Annotated in this window: 18 protein-coding genes; 8 read left to right on the plus strand and 10 right to left on the minus strand. The window is 29.1% G+C overall.

Annotated elements, in window-relative coordinates; translation table 11 throughout:
• Positions 1-41 precede the first annotated feature (41 nt).
• From JOC62_RS05150 to carA, 3 genes are all read right to left on the minus strand, one after another.
• A complete protein-coding gene (locus tag JOC62_RS05150) occupies positions 42-290 on the minus strand; it encodes a hypothetical protein (protein ID WP_204594157.1) in 249 nt (82 codons plus the stop codon).
• Between the two features lie 266 nt (positions 291-556).
• A complete protein-coding gene (gene carB / locus JOC62_RS05155; protein WP_204594158.1) occupies positions 557-3772 on the minus strand; it encodes a carbamoyl-phosphate synthase large subunit in 3216 nt (1071 codons plus the stop codon).
• A 22-nt stretch (positions 3773-3794) separates the two neighbouring features.
• Entirely contained in the window at positions 3795-4844 is a 1050-nt protein-coding gene (gene carA, locus JOC62_RS05160) for a glutamine-hydrolyzing carbamoyl-phosphate synthase small subunit (protein WP_204594159.1), read from the minus strand.
• 469 nt (positions 4845-5313) lie between these two features.
• Between carA and JOC62_RS05165 the strand changes: the two genes are divergently transcribed.
• The 4 genes from JOC62_RS05165 (at position 5314) to JOC62_RS05180 (ending at position 10097) form a co-directional block, all read left to right on the plus strand.
• Positions 5314-6045 carry an ABC transporter ATP-binding protein gene (locus JOC62_RS05165; protein WP_204594160.1) on the plus strand — a complete coding sequence of 244 codons (732 nt, stop codon included), beginning with the start codon at positions 5314-5316 and terminating at the stop codon, positions 6043-6045.
• Positions 6038-7216: an ABC transporter permease gene (locus JOC62_RS05170; protein WP_207758147.1), complete on the plus strand. Its 1179-nt coding sequence runs from the start codon at positions 6038-6040 to the stop codon at positions 7214-7216. The genes JOC62_RS05165 and JOC62_RS05170 overlap by 8 nt, the downstream gene beginning before the upstream one ends.
• Positions 7217-7420: 204 nt before the next feature.
• A complete protein-coding gene (locus JOC62_RS05175) occupies positions 7421-8557 on the plus strand; it encodes a betaine/proline/choline family ABC transporter ATP-binding protein (protein ID WP_204594161.1) in 1137 nt (378 codons plus the stop codon).
• On the plus strand, positions 8550-10097 hold the full coding sequence (locus JOC62_RS05180) for an ABC transporter permease/substrate-binding protein (protein ID WP_204594162.1): 1548 nt from the start codon (positions 8550-8552) through the stop codon (positions 10095-10097). The genes JOC62_RS05175 and JOC62_RS05180 overlap by 8 nt, the downstream gene beginning before the upstream one ends.
• A gap of 40 nt (positions 10098-10137) precedes the next feature.
• Here the strand turns inward: JOC62_RS05180 and JOC62_RS05185 are convergent, their stop codons facing one another.
• Positions 10138-10938 (minus strand): HAD family hydrolase, encoded by an 801-nt coding sequence (locus JOC62_RS05185; RefSeq protein ID WP_204594163.1) that lies wholly within the window; start codon positions 10936-10938, stop codon positions 10138-10140.
• A gap of 13 nt (positions 10939-10951) precedes the next feature.
• Complete coding sequence (locus tag JOC62_RS05190) at positions 10952-11725, minus strand: SDR family NAD(P)-dependent oxidoreductase (protein WP_204594164.1); 774 nt, start codon at positions 11723-11725, stop codon at positions 10952-10954.
• A gap of 294 nt (positions 11726-12019) precedes the next feature.
• On the opposite strand from JOC62_RS05190, the gene JOC62_RS05195 reads away from it, so the two are divergent.
• The 4 genes from JOC62_RS05195 to JOC62_RS05210 all read left to right on the plus strand — a co-directional run bounded on the left by JOC62_RS05195 (position 12020) and on the right by JOC62_RS05210 (position 14854).
• Positions 12020-12604, plus strand: coding sequence for a VanZ family protein (locus JOC62_RS05195; RefSeq protein ID WP_204594165.1), 585 nt, complete (start codon positions 12020-12022; stop codon positions 12602-12604).
• A gap of 13 nt (positions 12605-12617) precedes the next feature.
• Positions 12618-12953: a PadR family transcriptional regulator gene (locus tag JOC62_RS05200; protein WP_204594166.1), complete on the plus strand. Its 336-nt coding sequence runs from the start codon at positions 12618-12620 to the stop codon at positions 12951-12953.
• The gene (locus JOC62_RS05205; protein ID WP_204594167.1) at positions 12950-14257 is read left to right on the plus strand and encodes an FtsW/RodA/SpoVE family cell cycle protein; all 1308 of its coding nucleotides are present in this window, start codon (positions 12950-12952) and stop codon (positions 14255-14257) included. Before JOC62_RS05200 ends, JOC62_RS05205 begins: the two co-directional genes overlap by 4 nt.
• 102 nt (positions 14258-14359) lie before the next feature.
• Complete coding sequence (locus JOC62_RS05210; RefSeq protein WP_204594168.1) at positions 14360-14854, plus strand: hypothetical protein; 495 nt, start codon at positions 14360-14362, stop codon at positions 14852-14854.
• Between the two features lie 91 nt (positions 14855-14945).
• Here JOC62_RS05210 and JOC62_RS05215 read toward each other — a convergent pair whose 3' ends face one another.
• The 5 genes from JOC62_RS05215 to proB form a co-directional block, all read right to left on the minus strand.
• The gene (locus JOC62_RS05215) at positions 14946-15962 is read right to left on the minus strand and encodes a TDT family transporter (protein WP_204594169.1); all 1017 of its coding nucleotides are present in this window, start codon (positions 15960-15962) and stop codon (positions 14946-14948) included.
• A gap of 330 nt (positions 15963-16292) precedes the next feature.
• On the minus strand, positions 16293-17213 hold the full coding sequence (locus tag JOC62_RS05220; RefSeq protein WP_204594170.1) for a TraB/GumN family protein: 921 nt from the start codon (positions 17211-17213) through the stop codon (positions 16293-16295).
• A 243-nt stretch (positions 17214-17456) separates the two neighbouring features.
• Positions 17457-17906, minus strand: coding sequence for a GNAT family N-acetyltransferase (locus tag JOC62_RS05225; RefSeq protein ID WP_204594171.1), 450 nt, complete (start codon positions 17904-17906; stop codon positions 17457-17459).
• Between the two features lie 71 nt (positions 17907-17977).
• On the minus strand, positions 17978-19222 hold the full coding sequence (locus JOC62_RS05230; protein ID WP_204594172.1) for a glutamate-5-semialdehyde dehydrogenase: 1245 nt from the start codon (positions 19220-19222) through the stop codon (positions 17978-17980).
• A gap of 1 nt (position 19223) precedes the next feature.
• Positions 19224-20042 (minus strand): glutamate 5-kinase, encoded by an 819-nt coding sequence (proB, locus tag JOC62_RS05235; protein WP_204594173.1) that lies wholly within the window; start codon positions 20040-20042, stop codon positions 19224-19226.
• Positions 20043-20215 lie beyond the last annotated feature (173 nt).

Consider the following 20215-nt stretch of genomic DNA (forward strand, 5'->3'; position numbering starts at 1 on the left):
ATCAAATATCTAGTCTTTTTATCTTTATATTAATTTTTATATTAATTCTGATACATACTAGCTGAATAGTCTTTGCCATGTCTAAAAGGATTATTATTTACTATCTCTTCAGCCTCTTTAAAATCTCTAGCCTTAAAAACTATAGTCCATCCATTTTTATCATACTTACCTGCACACATTAAGTATTTTTTTGAACTTCCAAAGTTTCCTTGTCTATCGATAATTAAGCTATTGCTTTCACCTATATTTTTATAGTTTAATTTTACAAAAACGCCTGAATCTGATTTCATAAATAACACTCCTTCTGTACGAACATACGTTTGATTACATTTTATCGAACGCAAGTTCGTATGTCAACATATTTTTCTCTTATGTTAACAATATATGTACCCATTTTCTAAATATTCCTAATTATTTTTTCACTTTTATAAATTTACTTAATTTACAAGAAAAGAGAGTTCATTGCCCCTAAATACTCATAGTATTTAAAACTATGAACATAACAATAAACTCTCTCATATTAAAATAGGTGTAATTTTATTTATATAATTCTGCTTTAGATTTCAGCTATATTAAATACCTCTAGATTGCTCTCATTTTCAAAATGCTTCTTCTTAACATCTATAATAGCCTTTAGTGTATCAAGGGCTGTTATAACCCCAATATTTCTCTCTACAGCAGCTCTTCTTATTAAGAATCCATCTCTCTTTGAATCATTTCCTTTAGTTGGAGTGTTGATTACTAAATCTACTTCCTTATTCTTAACAACATCTAATATATTTGGTTTTTCTTCATTTAACTTTCTTACTTCTTCTACATCAACTCCATGCTCTCTTAAAAGCTTACAAGTTCCTTCTGTTGATACAAATTTATATCCAAGTTTTGAAAGTTCTACTGCCATTTTTAAGAACTCATCTTTGTCATGATTTTTAATTGTTGCAAGTATCTTTCCTTTTTCCATTCCTGGGAACATACTAGCTCCAACAAATCCTTTGTATAAAGCTTCTTCTATGTTTCTACCTATTCCTAATACTTCTCCTGTAGATTTCATTTCTGGCCCTAATGATACCTCTACATTTGGAAGCTTTTGAGTTGAGAATACTGGAACCTTTACTGATACTAATTCTGGTTCTTTATAAACATCTACTCCATAACCTAAATCTTTAATCTTATATCCAAGCATCGCCTTAGTTGCAAGATCTACTATTGGTACTCCAGATACCTTGCTTATATATGGTACTGTTCTTGATGCTCTTGGATTAACTTCTATTACATATAACTGCCCTTCAAATTCGATAAACTGTATGTTTATCATTCCTTTTATTCCTATTGCTAAAGCGAGCTTCTTAGTATATTCTAATACTTTCCCCTTAATCTCATCACTTATATTTTGACTTGGGTACATAGTAACACTATCCCCTGAGTGTACTCCTGCCCTTTCTAAATGCTCCATTATTCCTGGTATTAATATATCTTCTCCGTCTGATATTGCATCTACTTCAATTTCTCTACCCATTAAATACTTATCTATTAATATAGGATTTTTTGTATCTTTTATAAATGCATTCTTAAGATAATATGTTAATTCCTCTTCGTCATGAGTTATTTCCATCCCTTGACCACCAAGTACATATGAGGGTCTAACAAGTACTGGGAATCCAAGTCTTCTAGCTTCTTCTAATCCTTCTTCTAATGACCATACACCTTTACCCTTAGGTCTTGAAACTCCAAGTTCTTCTAATAATTCATCGAACTTTTCTCTATCTTCAGCCATATCTATTTGATCTGCTGTAGTTCCAAGAGCTGGTATATCTTTTTCCTTTAAGAAATTAGCAAGCTTTATTGCTGTTTGACCACCAAATTGAAGTATTACTCCATCTGGGTTTTCTTTCTCTACTATATTAAGTACATCTTCTTCTGTTAATGGTTCAAAGTATAGCTTATCTGATATATCAAAATCTGTACTTACTGTCTCTGGGTTGTTATTAACTATTATAGTCTCTATTCCCATGTTTTTAAGTGATTTTACACAATGTACAGATGCATAGTCAAATTCAACACCTTGTCCTATTCTTATTGGACCTGAACCTATAACTATTACTTTCTTCTTATCTTTATTTACTGTAACTTCATCATATTGCTCATAAGTTGAGTAATAATACGGTGATAAGGCTTCAAATTCTCCTGCACAAGTATCAACCATCTTATATGACGGTCTAATATTCCATATATCTCTTAATCTATAGATATCTTCAGGACTAACTTCTAAGAAATCTGCAATTGCCTTATCTGAGAATCCCTTTTTCTTTAAGTTTAATAACCATTCTTTATCTAAATTTTCTATGTGGCTTAACTTTAGCCTTTGTTCTTCATTTACTATCCATTTTATTTTATCTACAAAGAATCTATCTATTCCAGTTATTTGAGATACCATATCAACTCTATAGTCTCTTCTAAGCATTTCTGCAAGTGCAAAGATTCTTTCATCATCAGGAGTTACTACTCTCTCTTTTAATTCTTGCATGCTTAAATCTCTAAACTTTTTAAAGTCTAATGAGTATCTTCCTATTTCTAAACTTCTTATCCCTTTTAAGAATGCTTGCTCAAAGTTAGCTCCTATAGCCATTATTTCTCCAGTTGCCATCATCTTTGTTCCAAGTGCTCTATCTGCGCTGAAGAATTTATCAAAAGGCCACTTTGGTATTTTACATACAACATAATCAAGTGTTGGCTCAAAACATGCATATGTTTTTTGTGTAACTGCATTTTTGATTTCATCTAATCCATATCCAAGTGCTATCTTTGCTGCAAGTTTTGCTATGGGATATCCTGTTGCCTTTGATGCTAAGGCTGATGATCTTGAAACTCTTGGGTTTATTTCTATTACTGCATATTCAAAGCTTTCTGGGTGAAGAGCAAATTGTACATTACATCCACCTTCAATTCCTACAGCATTTATTATGTTTATTGATGCTGTTCTAAGCATTTGATATTCTTTATCTGATAATGTTTGAGATGGTGCAACAACTATACTATCTCCTGTATGTATTCCAACTGGGTCTATGTTTTCCATATTACATACTGTTATGCAGTTTCCGTATGAATCTCTCATTACTTCATACTCAACTTCTCTCCAACCCTTAACTGATTTCTCTAAAAGAACCTGTCCTATAGTACTTAACTGTAACCCTGACTCTAATATCTCTCTTAATTCTTCTTCAGTTTCAGCGATACCTCCACCAGTTCCTCCTAGGGTATACGCAGGTCTTACTATAACTGGATATCCTATTTTATTTGCAAAAGCCATTCCAGCTTCTAAATCAGTTATTATATCACTTTGTATAACTGGTTCATTGATTCTATTCATCATATTTCTAAATAGTTCTCTATCTTCACCCTCTTTTATAGATTCGATAGATGTACCTATTACTTTTACATTATATTTATCTAAAATTCCAGCATCATAAAGCTCTACTGCTAAATTCAGACCTGTTTGTCCACCCATTCCTGCAAGTAAGCTATCTGGTCTTTCCTTCTCTATTACTTTTTCAACAAACTCTAAAGTTAATGGCTCTAAGTAAACTTTATCTGCTACTTCTTTATCTGTCATTATAGTTGCAGGATTTGAGTTTATTAATACAACTTCCATCCCTTCTTCTTTTAAAGCCTGACAAGCTTGAGTTCCTGAATAATCAAACTCAGCAGCTTGACCTATTATAATTGGACCTGAACCTATAACTAATACTCTTTTTATATCTTTATTTAATGGCATAACTTTAAACCTCCCAATAATCTTATAGTGCGTAATTTAAGAATCTATCAAATATATATTCAGAATCCTTTGGACCTGCTGATGCTTCTGGATGGAATTGAACTGAATATATTGGCATTGTTTTATGCTTTAATCCTTCAATCGTTCCATCATTGATGTTTATATGAGTCGCCTCTACATCTTCTGGCATACTATCTACAACATATCCGTGATTCTGTGAGGTTATGTGTACTTTTCCTGTTTCTAAATCTTTTACTGGATGGTTTCCACCTCTATGTCCAAATTTTAATTTAGTTGTGTTTCCACCTAAGCTTAATGCTAAAAGTTGATGCCCTAGACATATTCCAACTATAGGTTTCTTTCCTATTATATTTTTTATTGTTTGTATTTCATATTCTAAATCTTGAGGATCCCCAGGACCATTTGATACAAATACTAGATCCGGATTTACATTAAGTATTTCTTCCGCTGATGCACCTGATGGGAATACTGTAAGTTTGCATCCTCTCTTTCTGAAGCATCTTATTATATTTTGCTTTATTCCATAATCTATTATTGCTACATGCTTGCCTTCTCCTGGAATCTCATACTTTTCTTTTGTAGTAACTATATGTACTGCCTCTTTGTTTGAAAAGCTATTTAATTTTTCATTAACATCGTCTAAATTTGAATCATCTAAAACAATTATTCCCTTCATTGTTCCATTGTTTCTTAATACTTTTGTTAGTGCTCTTGTATCTATTCCCTCAAGCCCTATTATTTTATTTTGTTTTAAATAATCATCTAAAGTTAATTCGCATCTAAAGTTATTTGGCATATTGCATTTTTCCCTAACTATAAACCCTTTAACCTGTGGCTTACTTGACTCTACATCCTCTAAATTAACTCCGTAATTTCCTATTAAAGGATATGTCATTGTAACTATTTGACCATAATATGATGGATCAGTTAAAACCTCTTGATATCCAGTCATACCTGTAGTAAAAACTACTTCTCCTACATTTTCTTTTAAATATCCAAATGGATTTCCTTCAAAGACCATACCATTTTCTAATATAAGCTTTGCTTTCATGCTTAGCCCTCCTCTAAACTATTAGTTAGCTGCTAAAAATACACTTTAAAAGATAAACCTCAATAATTTTTTATAAAAAAAAGGACAATAAAGAGACTACAACATTTTAAATTGCTATCCTTATTATCCTCGTATGTTCATCGTTATTTAAATTTATCTTTAAAGACAAAGCTATGATATTCATATTTCTCAATAACATAGTTGCATACTCCTTTCTGGCCTCACAGGACCAATTTAAAGTGTACCTTAACTTCAAATTTATTCTTTTTTCTTATTTTAATTTATGACGATTTCCATGTCAAGGAATTTATTTAAATTACCTTCAATTACATATACTTGTTAAAATAGATGTGAATATTGTTTAAAAAGTTATTAAATACTATTTACAACAGTTTTATATAATAGTATAATTTCCTTAACAACTAAAATATGGTAATATATTACATGAAAACATTAAAGGGGGAAATACATGTTACAGGTAAAAAATTTAACTAAGACATTTAAGAAAAATACCGTTGTTAACGATATTACTTTCACTGTAAATCCTGGTGAAATAGTTGGACTTTTAGGTGAAAATGGTGCTGGTAAAACTACTACTCTCAGAATGATCTCTACAATGCTAAAAATTACTTCTGGCGAAGCTATAGTAAATAACTATTCAGCTTCTATAGATCCTGTTAAAGTACGAAATGAGATTGGTATTCTTTTTGGAGGAGATGTTGGTCTTTATGATAGATTAACAGCAAGAGAAAACATACGATACTTTGCAAATCTTTATGGCATAGACAATAAAGAGGCCGATAAAAGAATCGATGAATTATCTAAAAGATTTCAAATGGATGAATATATCGATAAAAGAGTATCAAAATTTTCAAGGGGTATGAAGCAGAAGGTATCTATTGCACGTTCAATAGTACATAGCCCAAGTGTTATGCTATTTGATGAGCCATCTACAGGACTTGATGTTACTGCTGCAAGAACAATTCAGGAATTTATACTTAGCTGTAAAGAAGAAGGTAAAACTATTCTCTTCTCTAGCCATTCTATGGCAGAAGTTGAAAAGCTTTGTGACAGGGTTGTTATTATAAATAAAGGTAAGCTTATAGAAAATTGCTCAATAAATACTCTTAAAACAAAATATAATAATGATAATTTAGAAGATGTTTTTGTATCTTTAATTGGAGGTAATAGCCATGAGTAATTTTATGATCGTTTTGAAGAAAGAACTTAAAGATATATTCCGTGATAGAAAAACTATTTTATTCTCTATATTACTTCCAATATTAGTTTTTCCAATAATATTTAACGTTATGTTTAAAGGCATGGAAAGTACAGCAAAAAAGGCAACAGAAAATATAAATATATGTCTTAAAGGTGATGTAAACTCTAGTGCAGCAAACTTACTTAAATCTCAAAAAAATATAAGTATAAAAAATGTTGATGATCCTACAGAAGCTCTACAAAATGGAGACATTCAACTTATTGTATCTATTCCAGATAATTTCGATGAAAGAGTTAATAAAGGTGAATTACTAAAAATCCCTATATCAATTGATGAGAATTCTAATAATTCAGCTATTGCCTCAAATGTAGTCCAAGAATTATTAGGAGGCTTATCAGATAAAATAGTTACTGATAAATTAAAAGCAAAAGGAATCGATAAGGCATCACTTACACCATTTTCATTAGATGTTAAATCTGGATTAAGTGATAGTACTGGAAATGGTGCAACTAATGGATTCTTAGGAATGATTCCATCATTAATAGTAATACTTATGATCTCACCAACCCTTGCAATAGCTGCAGATTTAGGTGCTGGAGAGAAAGAAAGAAATACCTTAGAGCCATTACTTTCAACTTCATGTAATAGAAGTGCTCTTTTATGGGGTAAAGTAGTTGCAATGAGTATAGTATCTGCTTTAGCACTTGTATTAAGCTTAGGTTCCATGTACTTTGCTATGCAAAATATACCTGGACTTGAAGAAGGCTTCTCACTAGGATTAAATGCAACAAGTATAACTCTTATCCTATTAATATCATTCTTATTATTGATTGCAATTTGTTCATTAGAAACTTGTGTTAGCTTATATGCTAAATCAGTTAAAGAGGCTGGAACTTATTTATCAGGACTTATTATGCCATTTATGATTCTTTCATATGTTCCTGTATTCATGGATGCAAAAAATACATCTATGCTTATATTTAATATTCCAGTTGCAAATTCAGTTGCTCTCATGAAAGAAGTTATGGTAGGAGTTTATAATCCAACTCATATAGGAATAGTAGTTGGATGGCATATAATTTATGTAGTTGCTGCTGTATTATTTGCTAAGTATATGTTCTCAAGAGAGGAAGTTATATTTAGAGCTTAAATATTTTAAAGAAGGTTATTAAAAATAACCTTCTTTTTTTATAATTTTCATAATAAAATCTTCTTTTTACTCAAATAATATAATTAATAAAATTAATTGTATTAATGAATTTTATTTGAAATTTATGAACTTTAATGATATAATCACAACTAGCAACTTTAATTCAACAATTAAGTTGTTAGTTGTCGAAAAGGGGGCTTTTTTGTGATAGAGATAAAAAACGTATCAAAGAAATTAGGCAATAGAATGATATTAGATGATATTTCACTTTCAATAGAAAGTGGTAGTTTGGTTGTTTTAATAGGATCAAGTGGTTGTGGAAAGACTACAACACTTAAACTTATAAATAAATTAATTACACCAACTTCTGGTGAAATCTTTATTGATGGCAAACCACTATCTAAAGAAAATACTATAGATCTTAGAAGAAGAATTGGTTATGTAATACAAAATACTGGATTATTTCCGCATTTAACTATAAAAGAAAATATAGAGCTTATTCCAAAACTTAAAAAGGAAAAGTCTATTAAAGATATTGAGGAAACTACAGTAAAACTTTTAAACATGGTAGGACTTGATCCTGATACTTATTTAAATAAGTATCCATCAGAACTAAGTGGAGGGCAGCAACAAAGAATTGGGGTTGCAAGAGCATTTGCTACTGATGCAGAGATTATTCTTATGGATGAGCCTTTTAGCGCACTAGATCCAATAACTCGTACTTCTCTTCAAGAAGAATTATTTTCTCTTCATGAAGAATTAAAGAAAACAATAATATTTGTTACTCACGATATGGATGAAGCACTAAAAATAGCTGATAAGATTTGTATCATGGAAAATGGAAAAGTAGCTCAGTATGATACACCTGAGAATATACTTAGGAATCCTGCTAATGATTTTATTAGAGATTTCATTGGCTCTGATAGAGTTTGGAACAATCCAGAATTTATTAAAGCTGATGATATTATGATTAAAAATCCAGTTGCAGTTAAGGGAGCGAGGACTATCCTTCAAGGCATAGAAATAATGAGAAGTAGTAAAGTTGATAGTCTCTTAGTTGTTGATAAAGATCATATATTAAAAGGAATAGTTACAGTAAAAGATATTAAATCTACTCATGATAAATCTACACATTTAGAAAAAATTATGAGCAAAGAACCTCTTACTGTAAATGAAAATGATAATTTAGTAGATATTTTAGCTAAGATGAATGAACATTCAGTTGGATATGTTCCAGTTACTAATTCATCTAACAAATTAGTTGGATTGATAACTAGAAGTAGTTTACTTTCAATCTTAAGTGAACAATTCCTTGATATGGAGGTGAGTGTTCTTGGATAGTTTCTTTCAATTTATAATTTCACAAAAGAATCAAATACTTGATCTTTTAGTTCAACACATCTCATTAACACTTACTGCTATATTAATTGCTATATTAGTTGGTGTTCCACTTGGAATAATAGTATCTAGAGTGTCATTTCTTAGAAAGCCTATAATAGGTTTTGTAAATCTAATTCAAGCAGTACCATCAATGGCATTACTTGGACTTCTTATTCCTCTACTTGGTATAGGTAGTACTCCTGCAATATTCATGGTAGTAATTTATTCTTTATTACCTATTGTTAAGAATACTTATACAGGTCTTACAAGCATTGATCCAGTAATCTTAGAATCAGCTAAGGGTATTGGTCTTACAAGAAATCAGACTTTATTTAAAATTCAATTACCTCTTGCACTTCCAATAATAATGGCAGGTGTTAGAATTTCAGCTGTTACCGCTGTTGGACTTATGACACTAGCTGCATTTATAGGTGCTGGTGGACTTGGATACTTAGTATTCTCAGGAGTTCAAACTGTTAATAATAATATGATATTAGCTGGTGCTATACCTGCTTGTATACTTGCTTTAATAGTAGACTATATATTTGGTAAAATAGAGCTTGCTGTTACTCCATCAGGTTTAAATCCTAAATCTCCAAGAAGAAATACTATTGTACTAAAAGTAGTTGGAGCCATACTTGCTATATTAGTTCTATTTACAGCATTTAACTCAATATTTGTAGGTAAGAAAAATACTATAACTATAGGTTCAAAGAACTATACAGAACAACTTATACTTGGAAATATGTATGCTGATTTAGTTGAAGCTAAAACAGATTTAAATGTAGATAGAAAACTTAATCTTGGTGGTACATCCGTAGCATTTGGAGCTGTTCAATCTGGTGATTTAGATATGTACGTTGATTATACTGGTACACTTTTATTAAGTGTAATGAAAGAACAACCAATAAAGGATGCGACTAAATCTTATAACCATATAAAAGATATTATGAATAATAAATATGGATTAACTTTATTAGATCCAATTGGATTTAATAACACATATACATTAGCTATTATGCCTGAGGTTGCTGAAAAGTATGGAATAAATACACTATCTGATTTAGCTAAACATAGTAGGGATCTTATATTTTCTCCAACAATAGAGTTTGAAAACAGAGATGATGGATTAGTTGGATTATCTAAATTCTATAACATGAGTTTTAAAAATGTTAAGGCAATGGATGGAAGCCTTAGATATTCAGCCCTAGCAAATAATGAATCTCAAGTAGTTGATGCATTCTCAACTGATGGGCTTTTAAAGAAATTTAAGCTTAAGGTATTAAAGGATGATAAAGGTTTCTTTTCGCCTTATAACGCAGTACCTTTAGTTAATAACGAAACTTTAGAAGAACATCCAGAACTTAAAGATATATTCAATTCATTAAAAGGCAAAATTGATGAAAAAACTATGATAGATCTTAACTATCAAGTAGATGAACTTGGCAAATCTCCGGAAGAGGTTGCTCATAAGTTCCTAGTAGATCAAGGTTTAATTTAATGGTAAAACTTTTAAATCTCTCCGTAAGGAGAGATTTTTTTTAGATTTTTTCTATAAATTTTACAATATAAGTAATAGGATTCTCATTATTGCTTGGAGCTATATAATTACTACTATCTTTTAGCTTTTCATTTCCATTATCAACTACAAATCCATAGTGAGCTTCTTCTATAAGCTCTTTATCATTCATATTATCTCCTACCGTAACTATCTTTAGATCATTTAGATTATAATTATTTATTAAATCTTTAAGTGCATGACCTTTAGATGTGTATCTAGGAACAACTTCAAGAAAATTATCACCACTTCTTATTGGAATTTCACTATCATATTTTTCTTTAAACTCTTCTTCCATTTCATCTAATACATCTTTATCGCCTACAACTAAAATCTTAGTCCATCTCTTTTTCCATACATCCTCATCTATATCATAAATTACGTTATATCCCTTACCTGTAAATCTTTTTGTATATGTGCAGTCTTTAAATATGTATATATTTTCTTCTGAATAAACCTCTATTCCAACATCATTTCTAGTATTAAATATTTTATTTATTACATCTTTTCTTTCTTCTTCTAAAAAATATTCTTTAATAACTTCTTCATTTGAATAATCATAAACCTTGCTACCATTATATAAAATTATCGGTAAACTCAAATTAAGTTCTCTTGCAAACCTACTAGCTGCTGGAAGCATCCTCCCTGTAGCTATTGTAAATAGCCCTCCATTATCCATAAAATACTGTATTGATTTTTTATCTTCATCTGAAATTATTCTTTTATCATTTAACAATGTTCCATCCATATCTGAAACTAAAATATAACCATTAAAAATTCCCATATCCCTATTCCTCCTATTTATTTGTACTAAATATTATTTTTCTTATTATATCCCTAGGTAAAAATTTTGTTGCTATAACCATCGCTTTATTCTTAAATCCAGGTATTATAATAGCTTTTTTATTTTTAAATCCATCATAACCTTCTTTTGCAACATCCTTTGCATCCATTAAATATTTCTTTGCTTTCTCTGATTTTATAATTCCTGCATTCTCTTGAAAAGATGTTTTAACTGGTCCAGGACAAAGGCAACTTACATTAACGCCAAATTCTTTTGCCTCTTCATAAAGTGCCTCTGATAATGTAAGTACATACGCTTTTGAAGAATAATAAGTGCTCATCTTAGGACCTCCAACAAATGCTGCTGTAGATGCCACATTTAGTATTCCTCCAGACCTTCTCTCTTTCATTTTTGGTAAGAAATATTTTATAAGCTTAGTTAACACTATAATATTTATATCTATAAGTTTTATATCTTTATCCACATCTATTTCATCAAAATATCCAAAACTTCCTACACCAGCATTGTTAATTAAGTTATCCACAACCATATTTTTTTCTTCCACAAATTCTATAAGTTTCTCACAAGAATTATCCACACTAAGGTCTAAACCTAAAATTTCAACAGATATATTAAATTCTTTTTCTAAATTTTCTTTTACTATTTTAAGCTCATCTTCTTTTCTTGCTAATATAATTAAATTATTTTTATCTTTTGCAAATAATTTTGCAAGCTCTAACCCTATCCCCTTTGTTCCTCCAGTTATTAGTGTATATTTTTTATTCATATCGATTAAATTTCACTCCTAATATAATTCAACTCTATTTCTATATTTCACTTTTCTATTATTTTACAATAATAATATTTAGAATTATAGTACTAGTTTGAATTTACATTTATATAAAAGATGAATATTGTTTTTTTATTTATGCCTTAATATAAATTTATTTTACATAATTAACATATTACTGGATAAAAGTATTGTATTTGTAAAAATATTCTAATATAATTATACCTAGATAATCTATGCATAGATTATCTAGGTATAATTTAAAATTCATGATTATATAGGAGGACACTAATGATTCATTTAAATTCTGGGTTTCTAATTCTGATATCTATTCCTTTTATAATTATACTCAACATACTATTCTTTAAAATGCAGAAAAGAAGTAATTTAAAGTTTTCTACAAAACGCGTAATATGGAATACTTTATTTGCAATCTACATTCTAGTTGTTATGAGTATAACTATATTCCCCATTATTATAAATACTCAAAGAACAATTGATGTTTCTGCAACTATAAACTTAGTTCCTTTTAAAGAAACTATAAATTCATTTAATAGCCTTTTAGACTCATTTTCACCTTTATTTGCAATAAAATTATTTTTAGTTAATGTGCTTGGTAATATACTACTCTTTACACCACTCGGATTTTTACTTCCAATAGTAAATCCAAATATTAATAATATAAAGCATATATTTAAGATCTCACTAATAGCCACAATATCTATAGAGTTAATCCAATTCATTACATCATTAAGTGGAGGCTTTAGAGTTACTGATATAGATGATATTATATTAAATATTTTAGGGGGACTATTTGGCTTTTTAATATTTACTTTATTCTCAAAGGTAAAACTATTTAAACTTATAATGAATTAGAGGAGGGATAATAATGAAAGTAAACAAAGAATTAATGAAAGGCAGTACTTCTCTTTTAATCCTTGGATTATTAAACAGGAAAGAGATGTATGGATATGAAATGATTAAGGAGATTGAAGTAACTTCAAATGGCGTTTTTTCTTTCAACGAAGGTACACTCTACCCTATTCTCCATGCACTTGAAAACGAAGGAGCTATTGAATCATTCTGGAAAGAAGGAGAAACCAAAAGAAAAAGGAAATATTATTGCATTACTAACACAGGAAAAAAATATCTTAAGGAAAAAGAAGATGAATGGAGTTTATTTAGTACAACTGTAGATAAAGTTTTAGGGGGAACTACAGCATGAATATAGAAAATAATAAGCTTGTTAATGACTACTTAGATAATGTCTGTTCAAATATACGAAATACTAAAATGCATAGTGAAATTCGTGAGGAATTATTATGCCATATTGAGGATAGATTTCTTTCAAATTTAGATAAGGGGCTAGAAGAGGAAGAAGCTATTAAAAACGCAGTTACGATTATGGGTGATTATAAAAAGGTTGGTGATGATTTAAATAAGATCCATAAACCATCAATTGAGTGGGGTATATTAATATCAACAATATTAATATTATGTATAGGCCTAATTGCCTTAAATTCTTTATCAAACTCTTTAGATTTAAGAGAATTATTTATTAGTAGAAGTTTAGTATTTTCTCTTATAGGAATAGTTCTTCTATTTGTAAGTAGCTCTTTCAATTATATTAAATTAAATGTATGGTCTAAAAAGATATATATAACATGTATATTATTATTGTTACTTTGCTTATTCCATGAAGAAGTGATAGGTGGTAGTAGAGCATTTTTAGTGTTAGGTTCTGTTTCTATAAATATATTAGAATTATCTCCTATACTTATACTAATATCATTATGCAATTTAGTTAAAGAGTTTAAAGAATGTAAAAGTAAAATAGATTTTTTAGAAGTATATGCTCTATGCTTTATTCCATTAATCTTTATGATTACATTTCGAAATATTCCTTGTGTAGCTATATATTTTGTTGGAGTATGCACAATTTTAAAAATTAAAAAATATAAAAATAGATATATACTAATTCCTATTTTGGTATGTTTCTTATTATTTTTATTTGCTTTAGATGTTTATAGATTTATGAGATTAACTTCATTTTTAAATCCATCATCTGACCCACAAGGAAGTACTTATATATATAATCAAATCCATACCGCTCTTAGTAGCTCAGTATTTATAGGACAAGCTAATGACTTTACAACATATTTAATGCCTGGATTTGAGGGAGATTTTATCTTTACTTTTATAATATATAGATTTGGATTTTTAGCAGGATTTATTACTGTTTTATTATGCGGATTCTTATTATTTAAAATATCAAAAATATTAATGAAAGTAAAAAATACTTACAATAAATCATTAATAATTATAATGTTTACTACTCTTTGTATTAAGTTTATATATGGTATTCTTATGAATTTAGGAATGGCACCACACATACCAATTTCTATTCCATTTTTAAGTTATGGGGGAACTTCAGGTATAATAAACCTAATGTTAATTGGATTAATACTAAATATATATAAAATAAGAAACTTATCTAATATAGAGATTTTAAATACATGCAATAAATAAAAGTAGCTTATGCTACTTTTATTTATTATCTAAGTTTTGTAGTATAATAACCATATAAGTAATTTTTAGTATTATTACCATATGATGAGAGGATGATATTTTATGAAGATGATTAACAAAAGAAGAGTAGCCATTATATCAGCAATTTTAGCTATTATTATTTTCCTATTTTTTAAAACGTTTTCAGCATTTGCATTTCATAATCCACAAGAACTACTAAAAGATCATAATCAAAAGATCTCTGCACTATATTATGATAGTGAGGAAAACAATAATGAACAATTAGTAGCTTTCAGAAAATTAACCGGAATTACTACTTTAAGCAAAATTCATATTAAAGATAATGGTAATTTTACTATCAAATATGACAGTACGATTCTAAGTGGCAAATTTAATATTTATGTAGTAGATAAATATAATAACATTATTAAAGAAATATCATCTAATAATTCTGGCTCTATAGTTATAAATTCTAATGGAAACTATGATTTTTCAATAAAAATATATGCAAAAAATGCAAAAGGAACTATTGAACTTAAAATTATTCCAGAAGATAATTTGGATATTAAATATAATAATGAACTGTCTAATTCTTAAAATATAAAAAAGACAAGTTACATCTTTTTCATTTAAAGATGTAACTTGTCTTTAATATTTATACAACCATATAAATATAGATGTTATTTTGTTATTTAGAGTATAAAGAGCCCCCTACTATTTGCTCTTCTTTTTCTATATATTTGCCTGCTCTAGGATTAATAGCTTTAATAAACATATTTAAAAAATTTAGTAATATAAATAGCACTACGTAAGTTGCTATAAATATTTCTATATTCCCTAATAATTCAAAAATATTTCCTAATGATATATTTCCTAATCCCATGCAATAATCTGATAATTTATACGCTGCAAGGGTTGCGATAGCTAAAGGGAACGTAAATGCTGCATATGCTGGTTTAAAGCCTTCCTTAAATAATTTTAAAATATATCCATATACAACTACAAGTAAAATTAATCCTGTAATAACTAACCAAGCTAACATATATTTATTTGGATTTGGTTCTATTGTTAGTATTCCAACTACTCCTAGTGGAGCTGGTGAACAAATTATACCTGCTGTTGGAAGTTTATGATCATCTAATTTTTCACTTCTAAACACTATATATAGAACTAATGGCAATAATAATGTATAAAATACAAATCCGAACATAAGCATGAAGTGTGCTATTTGTGGAATTTGAGGTATAACCCCATCCATTCCTTTACTAGCAACACTACCTGTTATCATACCTGTATATACGATAAAACAAGTTGGCATTATATTACTAAATTTTCTCTCTTTAATTCTTAATATTGTATAGAAAATTACGATTGCATAGTGATATACTACTGCACCAATCCATAAATAACTACAAAGTACTGGAAAACTAGGGTAGAAGTACGCTGAAACAAGCCATACTACCATACCAATAGTTGGGTAAAATGTACCTGTAACAGGATTTTTCAATTCGTCTAACATAACTTTTGGAAATCTAATTAATCTTATTAACATTAGTCCTAACATACATACTGCAATAAAAATTGCTATTGGCTTGAAATAATTAACATCTTTTATTATCCAAGAATTACTCAATGTTATAAATGCTAAGCATGTACCACTTATACCAATAGGATAATTTTTTAATTTATCTAAGTATTTTTTCATATCTAATAATCACCTCTTATCATTAGTTATCATCAATTTATCTATAGTTATCAATTTATTTAAAGCATTCTTAAGTAACTTCAATTATATTATATAGTCGCATTACATATAAGTAAAATATATTATTTTTATAATAATAATATATTTTTACCTATATATAAAAGTATACTTTCTATCAGGATTTAATTTACTTATCTTAATTATATTTTAAAGTTAAATATTTAAAATTATTGTAATAAACCTAATTTTAATTGATCTAATATAAAATCCTTATAAAAAAGCAAGTTACACCTTCTTTATTTAAGATATAACTTGCCTCTAATCTTTTTATTATTCCATTATATTAACTTCATAGCCCCTATCCTTCATCATTTTAACTATTCCATCATCACCAAAAAAGTGAAGTGCACCAACTGCTACAGTATATGTTTTATCTTCTTTAAAGAACTTTTCCATCTTCTCTACCATAGCTTTATTTCTTTTAGTTATCATAAGATCATAACTTTCTGGACTTTGCTTTTGAGTTTTTATTGCATCTTCCATTACCTTTGTATCACCTTTTACGTATCCATCCATTAACCCTTCTGAATACTCAATAACTTCTTTCCCACTCTCTATAAACTTCCCATCTTCATGTGCATCAAGGCTTGCTTTTAATGCTTGTATTCCCCCTATTTTATTTAGAAGATCCATCTGAAAACCAATTGATTCTAATTGAACTATCTCCTTTTTCTTATTCTTTATATCCTTCATTAACATATCATCAAAGGTTTCCATAGTAAGACCAGCTTTATCATATAAAACTGCTTCAAGATTATTTACAACCATATTAGGTTTTAATATCTTTATTTTTTCATATTCTATCCCAATTTCATTACATATAGATTTTAGTTTTTCAACTTGATCTTTACTTAATTCCTTTTCAATGGAGTCATCCCCAGCATATACCCCATCAGCGTTAACTTTTAATATCTCTTCCTGTGTTGGATTAATTTCAACTGCTAGCACATCTGTTTCTTTAACTATATTATTTACAGTATCAGTAAAGTAATCATATCCCTTATTTATAGGATGCATTGTACCTATTAAGTACATAATTTTATCATCCTTTTTTACTTCCCACTGAAATCCATTAGCCTTTGGAGTAGATGACACCTCTTCCTTTTTAGAGCATCCAAATAATATAGTAGTGAAGAAACTCCCCACTATTAAAAGTGATGCTATTCCCCTTTTATGCTTCTTTATAAACATCTCCCATACACTCTCCCTTTTAGTGTTTATTTACACATTAATTGTAACATATTTTACCAAAACTCATAATATATATTAGATATAGATGTAATTTGATTTTATTTATAATTTATAGTATAATTTATTTGAATATTCAGATAATTTATAGTAAGAGGCAGTTACTTTATTTTTTAAGAACTGACCAAACTTACTTTCAATAATACCTTTAAAAGCCTTCAAGACTTAACGTCCGAAGGCTTTTTACTATATATTATAAATCATTTTAACATGAGGAATTCCCGCTTCCTCATACTCATCTGATACTACTGAAAATCCAACTGTTTCATATAAACTCTTTATATATGCTTGAGATGATAATTTTATCTTTTTATCATCAAAATTTTCTTTTATATATTTTATAGCTGCTCTTAATACAACTCTCCCAAGTCCATATCCCCTATACTCTTTCTTTACTAACACCCTTCCTATACCAGGCGCATCTTCATACCCAATCCCTTTTGGTAATATTCTAAGATAAGCTGATATTTTATCGCCATCCTTCGCATATATATGTATACAATCTTTATCCTTTCCATCAAATTCATTTTCACATGTTATTTTTTGCTCACAAGCGAAGACTTCAAATCTTTCTTGCATTATTCTATATAAATCATCTCTTGTAAGTTCATCAAACTTTTCAATACAAAGTCTCATAAAACCCTCTCCTCCTTTTATATAAAGCCCACCCTAAAATCTTAGAGTGAGCTTAATTATTCATAACTTATTTATCTAATTTGTCCATTGCCAAATATAATATATTTAACTGTTGTAAGCTCTTTAAGTCCCATAGGTCCTCTTGCATGAAGCTTTTGAGTACTTATTCCAATCTCAGCTCCAAATCCAAATTCTGATCCATCAGTAAATCTTGTTGATGCATTTACATAAACAGCTGCTGCATCAATTCTTTGTAAGAATTTTTGAGAATTCTCATAACTCCTTGTAACGATAGCTTCTGAATGTCCAGTATTATATTTATTTATATGAGCTATAGCATCATCTATATTTTTTACTACTTTGACGCTCATTATATAATCTAAGAATTCTTTATAGAAATCTTCTTCTGTAGCCTCTTCCATATCCTTTACTATTTCTCTTGCTCTTTCATCACCTTTTAAAAGTACATCTTTTTCTCTTAAGGCTTCTGCAAGTATTGGAAGTACTTCCTCCGCAACATCTTCGTGTATAACCAGGCTTTCTGCGGCATTACATACTGCTGGTCTTGATGTTTTCGCATTAACTACAATATCTTTTGCCATTTCAAAATCACACTCTGAATCCACATAAATATGACAATTCCCTGTACCTGTCTCAATTACAGGAACAGTTGCATTATTAACCACCGCATTTATAAGCCCAGCTCCTCCTCTTGGAATTAGAACATCTATATAATCATTTAATCTCATCATTTCTGTAGCTATTTCTCTACTTGTATCTTCAACAAGTTGAACTGCATCTTCTGGAAGACCTGCTTCCTTAAGTCCTTCTCTAAGGGCTCTTATTATCGCCATATTTGAATTTATAGCTTCTTTTCCACCTCTTAGTATTACTGCATTTCCTGTTTTTAAACAAAGTCCAGCCGCATCACAAGTAACATTTGGTCTTGCCTCGTATATTATTCCGATTACTCCCATAGGAACTCTCTTTTGACCAATTTGAAGTCCATTTGGCCTATTCCACATTCCTATAACTTCTCCAACAGGATCTTGCAGATTTACAACTTGCATTAACCCCTCTGCCATACCTTCTATTCTACTTTTATCTAATAATAATCTATCAAGCATAGCTTTGCTTGTTCCGTTCTCTACTGCCTTTTGTAAATCCTTTTTGTTTTCTAGTATTATTTCATCTGACTTTTCTAAAAGCTTTTTTGCCATATTTACTAAAGCCCTATCTTTATCTGTAGTAGTAAGATTAGCTAATACATATGATGCTTCCTTTGCTTTTTGCCCTTTTAAAATTAACTCACTCACTTTAATTCTCCTCTCTACCCTTTAAAAATAATGTGCCTATATTTTCTCCATTTACTATATTTAATAGTATCTTTGGTTCTTCACCATTTGCTAAAATCATATTTATACCTGAACTATTTGCAACCTTTGCAGCTGCAAGCTTAGTAATCATTCCACCTGTACCAAAACTTGTTCCTGCTCCACCTGCTGCTGCTTCTAATTCTTCTGTTATTTCATGAACTTCAGTTAAAAGCTTAGCATCTTCATTAGTTCTTGGATCCTTATCATAGAATCCATCTATATCTGAAAGTATTATAAGAAGATCTGCATCACAAAGTCGTGAAACTATAGCTGACAGATTGTCATTATCTCCAAACTTAACTATATTCTCTATTTCATCAATTGAAACCGTATCATTTTCGTTTACTATTGGAATTACTCCCATTTCTAATAATGTATTAAATGTATTACATACATTATTTCTTATATGATCATCTTCAACAACATCTCTAGTAAGTAATACTTGACCTACTGTATTGCTATATTCTCCAAAAAATTTACTATATATATGCATTAATTCACATTGACCTATTGCTGCAACTGCTTGTTTCTCTCTAATACTTTGGGGTTTTTCTTTAAGCTTTAACTTACTACTTCCAACGCCAATTGCACCTGATGTAACAAGTACAACCTCTTTGCCAGAATTCATTAAATCTGAAATAACTCTAGTTAATATTTCAATTCTAGTTAAATTAATATTTCCATTCTCGTAAGTTAATGTAGATGTTCCTACTTTTATAACTATTCTTTTTGAATCTTTTATTTCATTTCTATTGCTCATATTGTGTACAGCCCCTTGTATTAATTTTATTTATTAAACTGATTTTATTATATCTTTTTATTATTATATTTACTATAAAAGTTTAATTACTTTATATAGTATACCTCAAAAATATAATGTTTTTTATTGAAACTATTAAAATTAATAGTCCATTATTCATTATTCTCATATTT

Origin of the sequence: Clostridium sardiniense (assembly GCF_016907995.1) — a bacterium.
In the GTDB taxonomy this organism is placed as follows: Bacteria; Bacillota; Clostridia; order Clostridiales; family Clostridiaceae; genus Clostridium; species Clostridium sardiniense.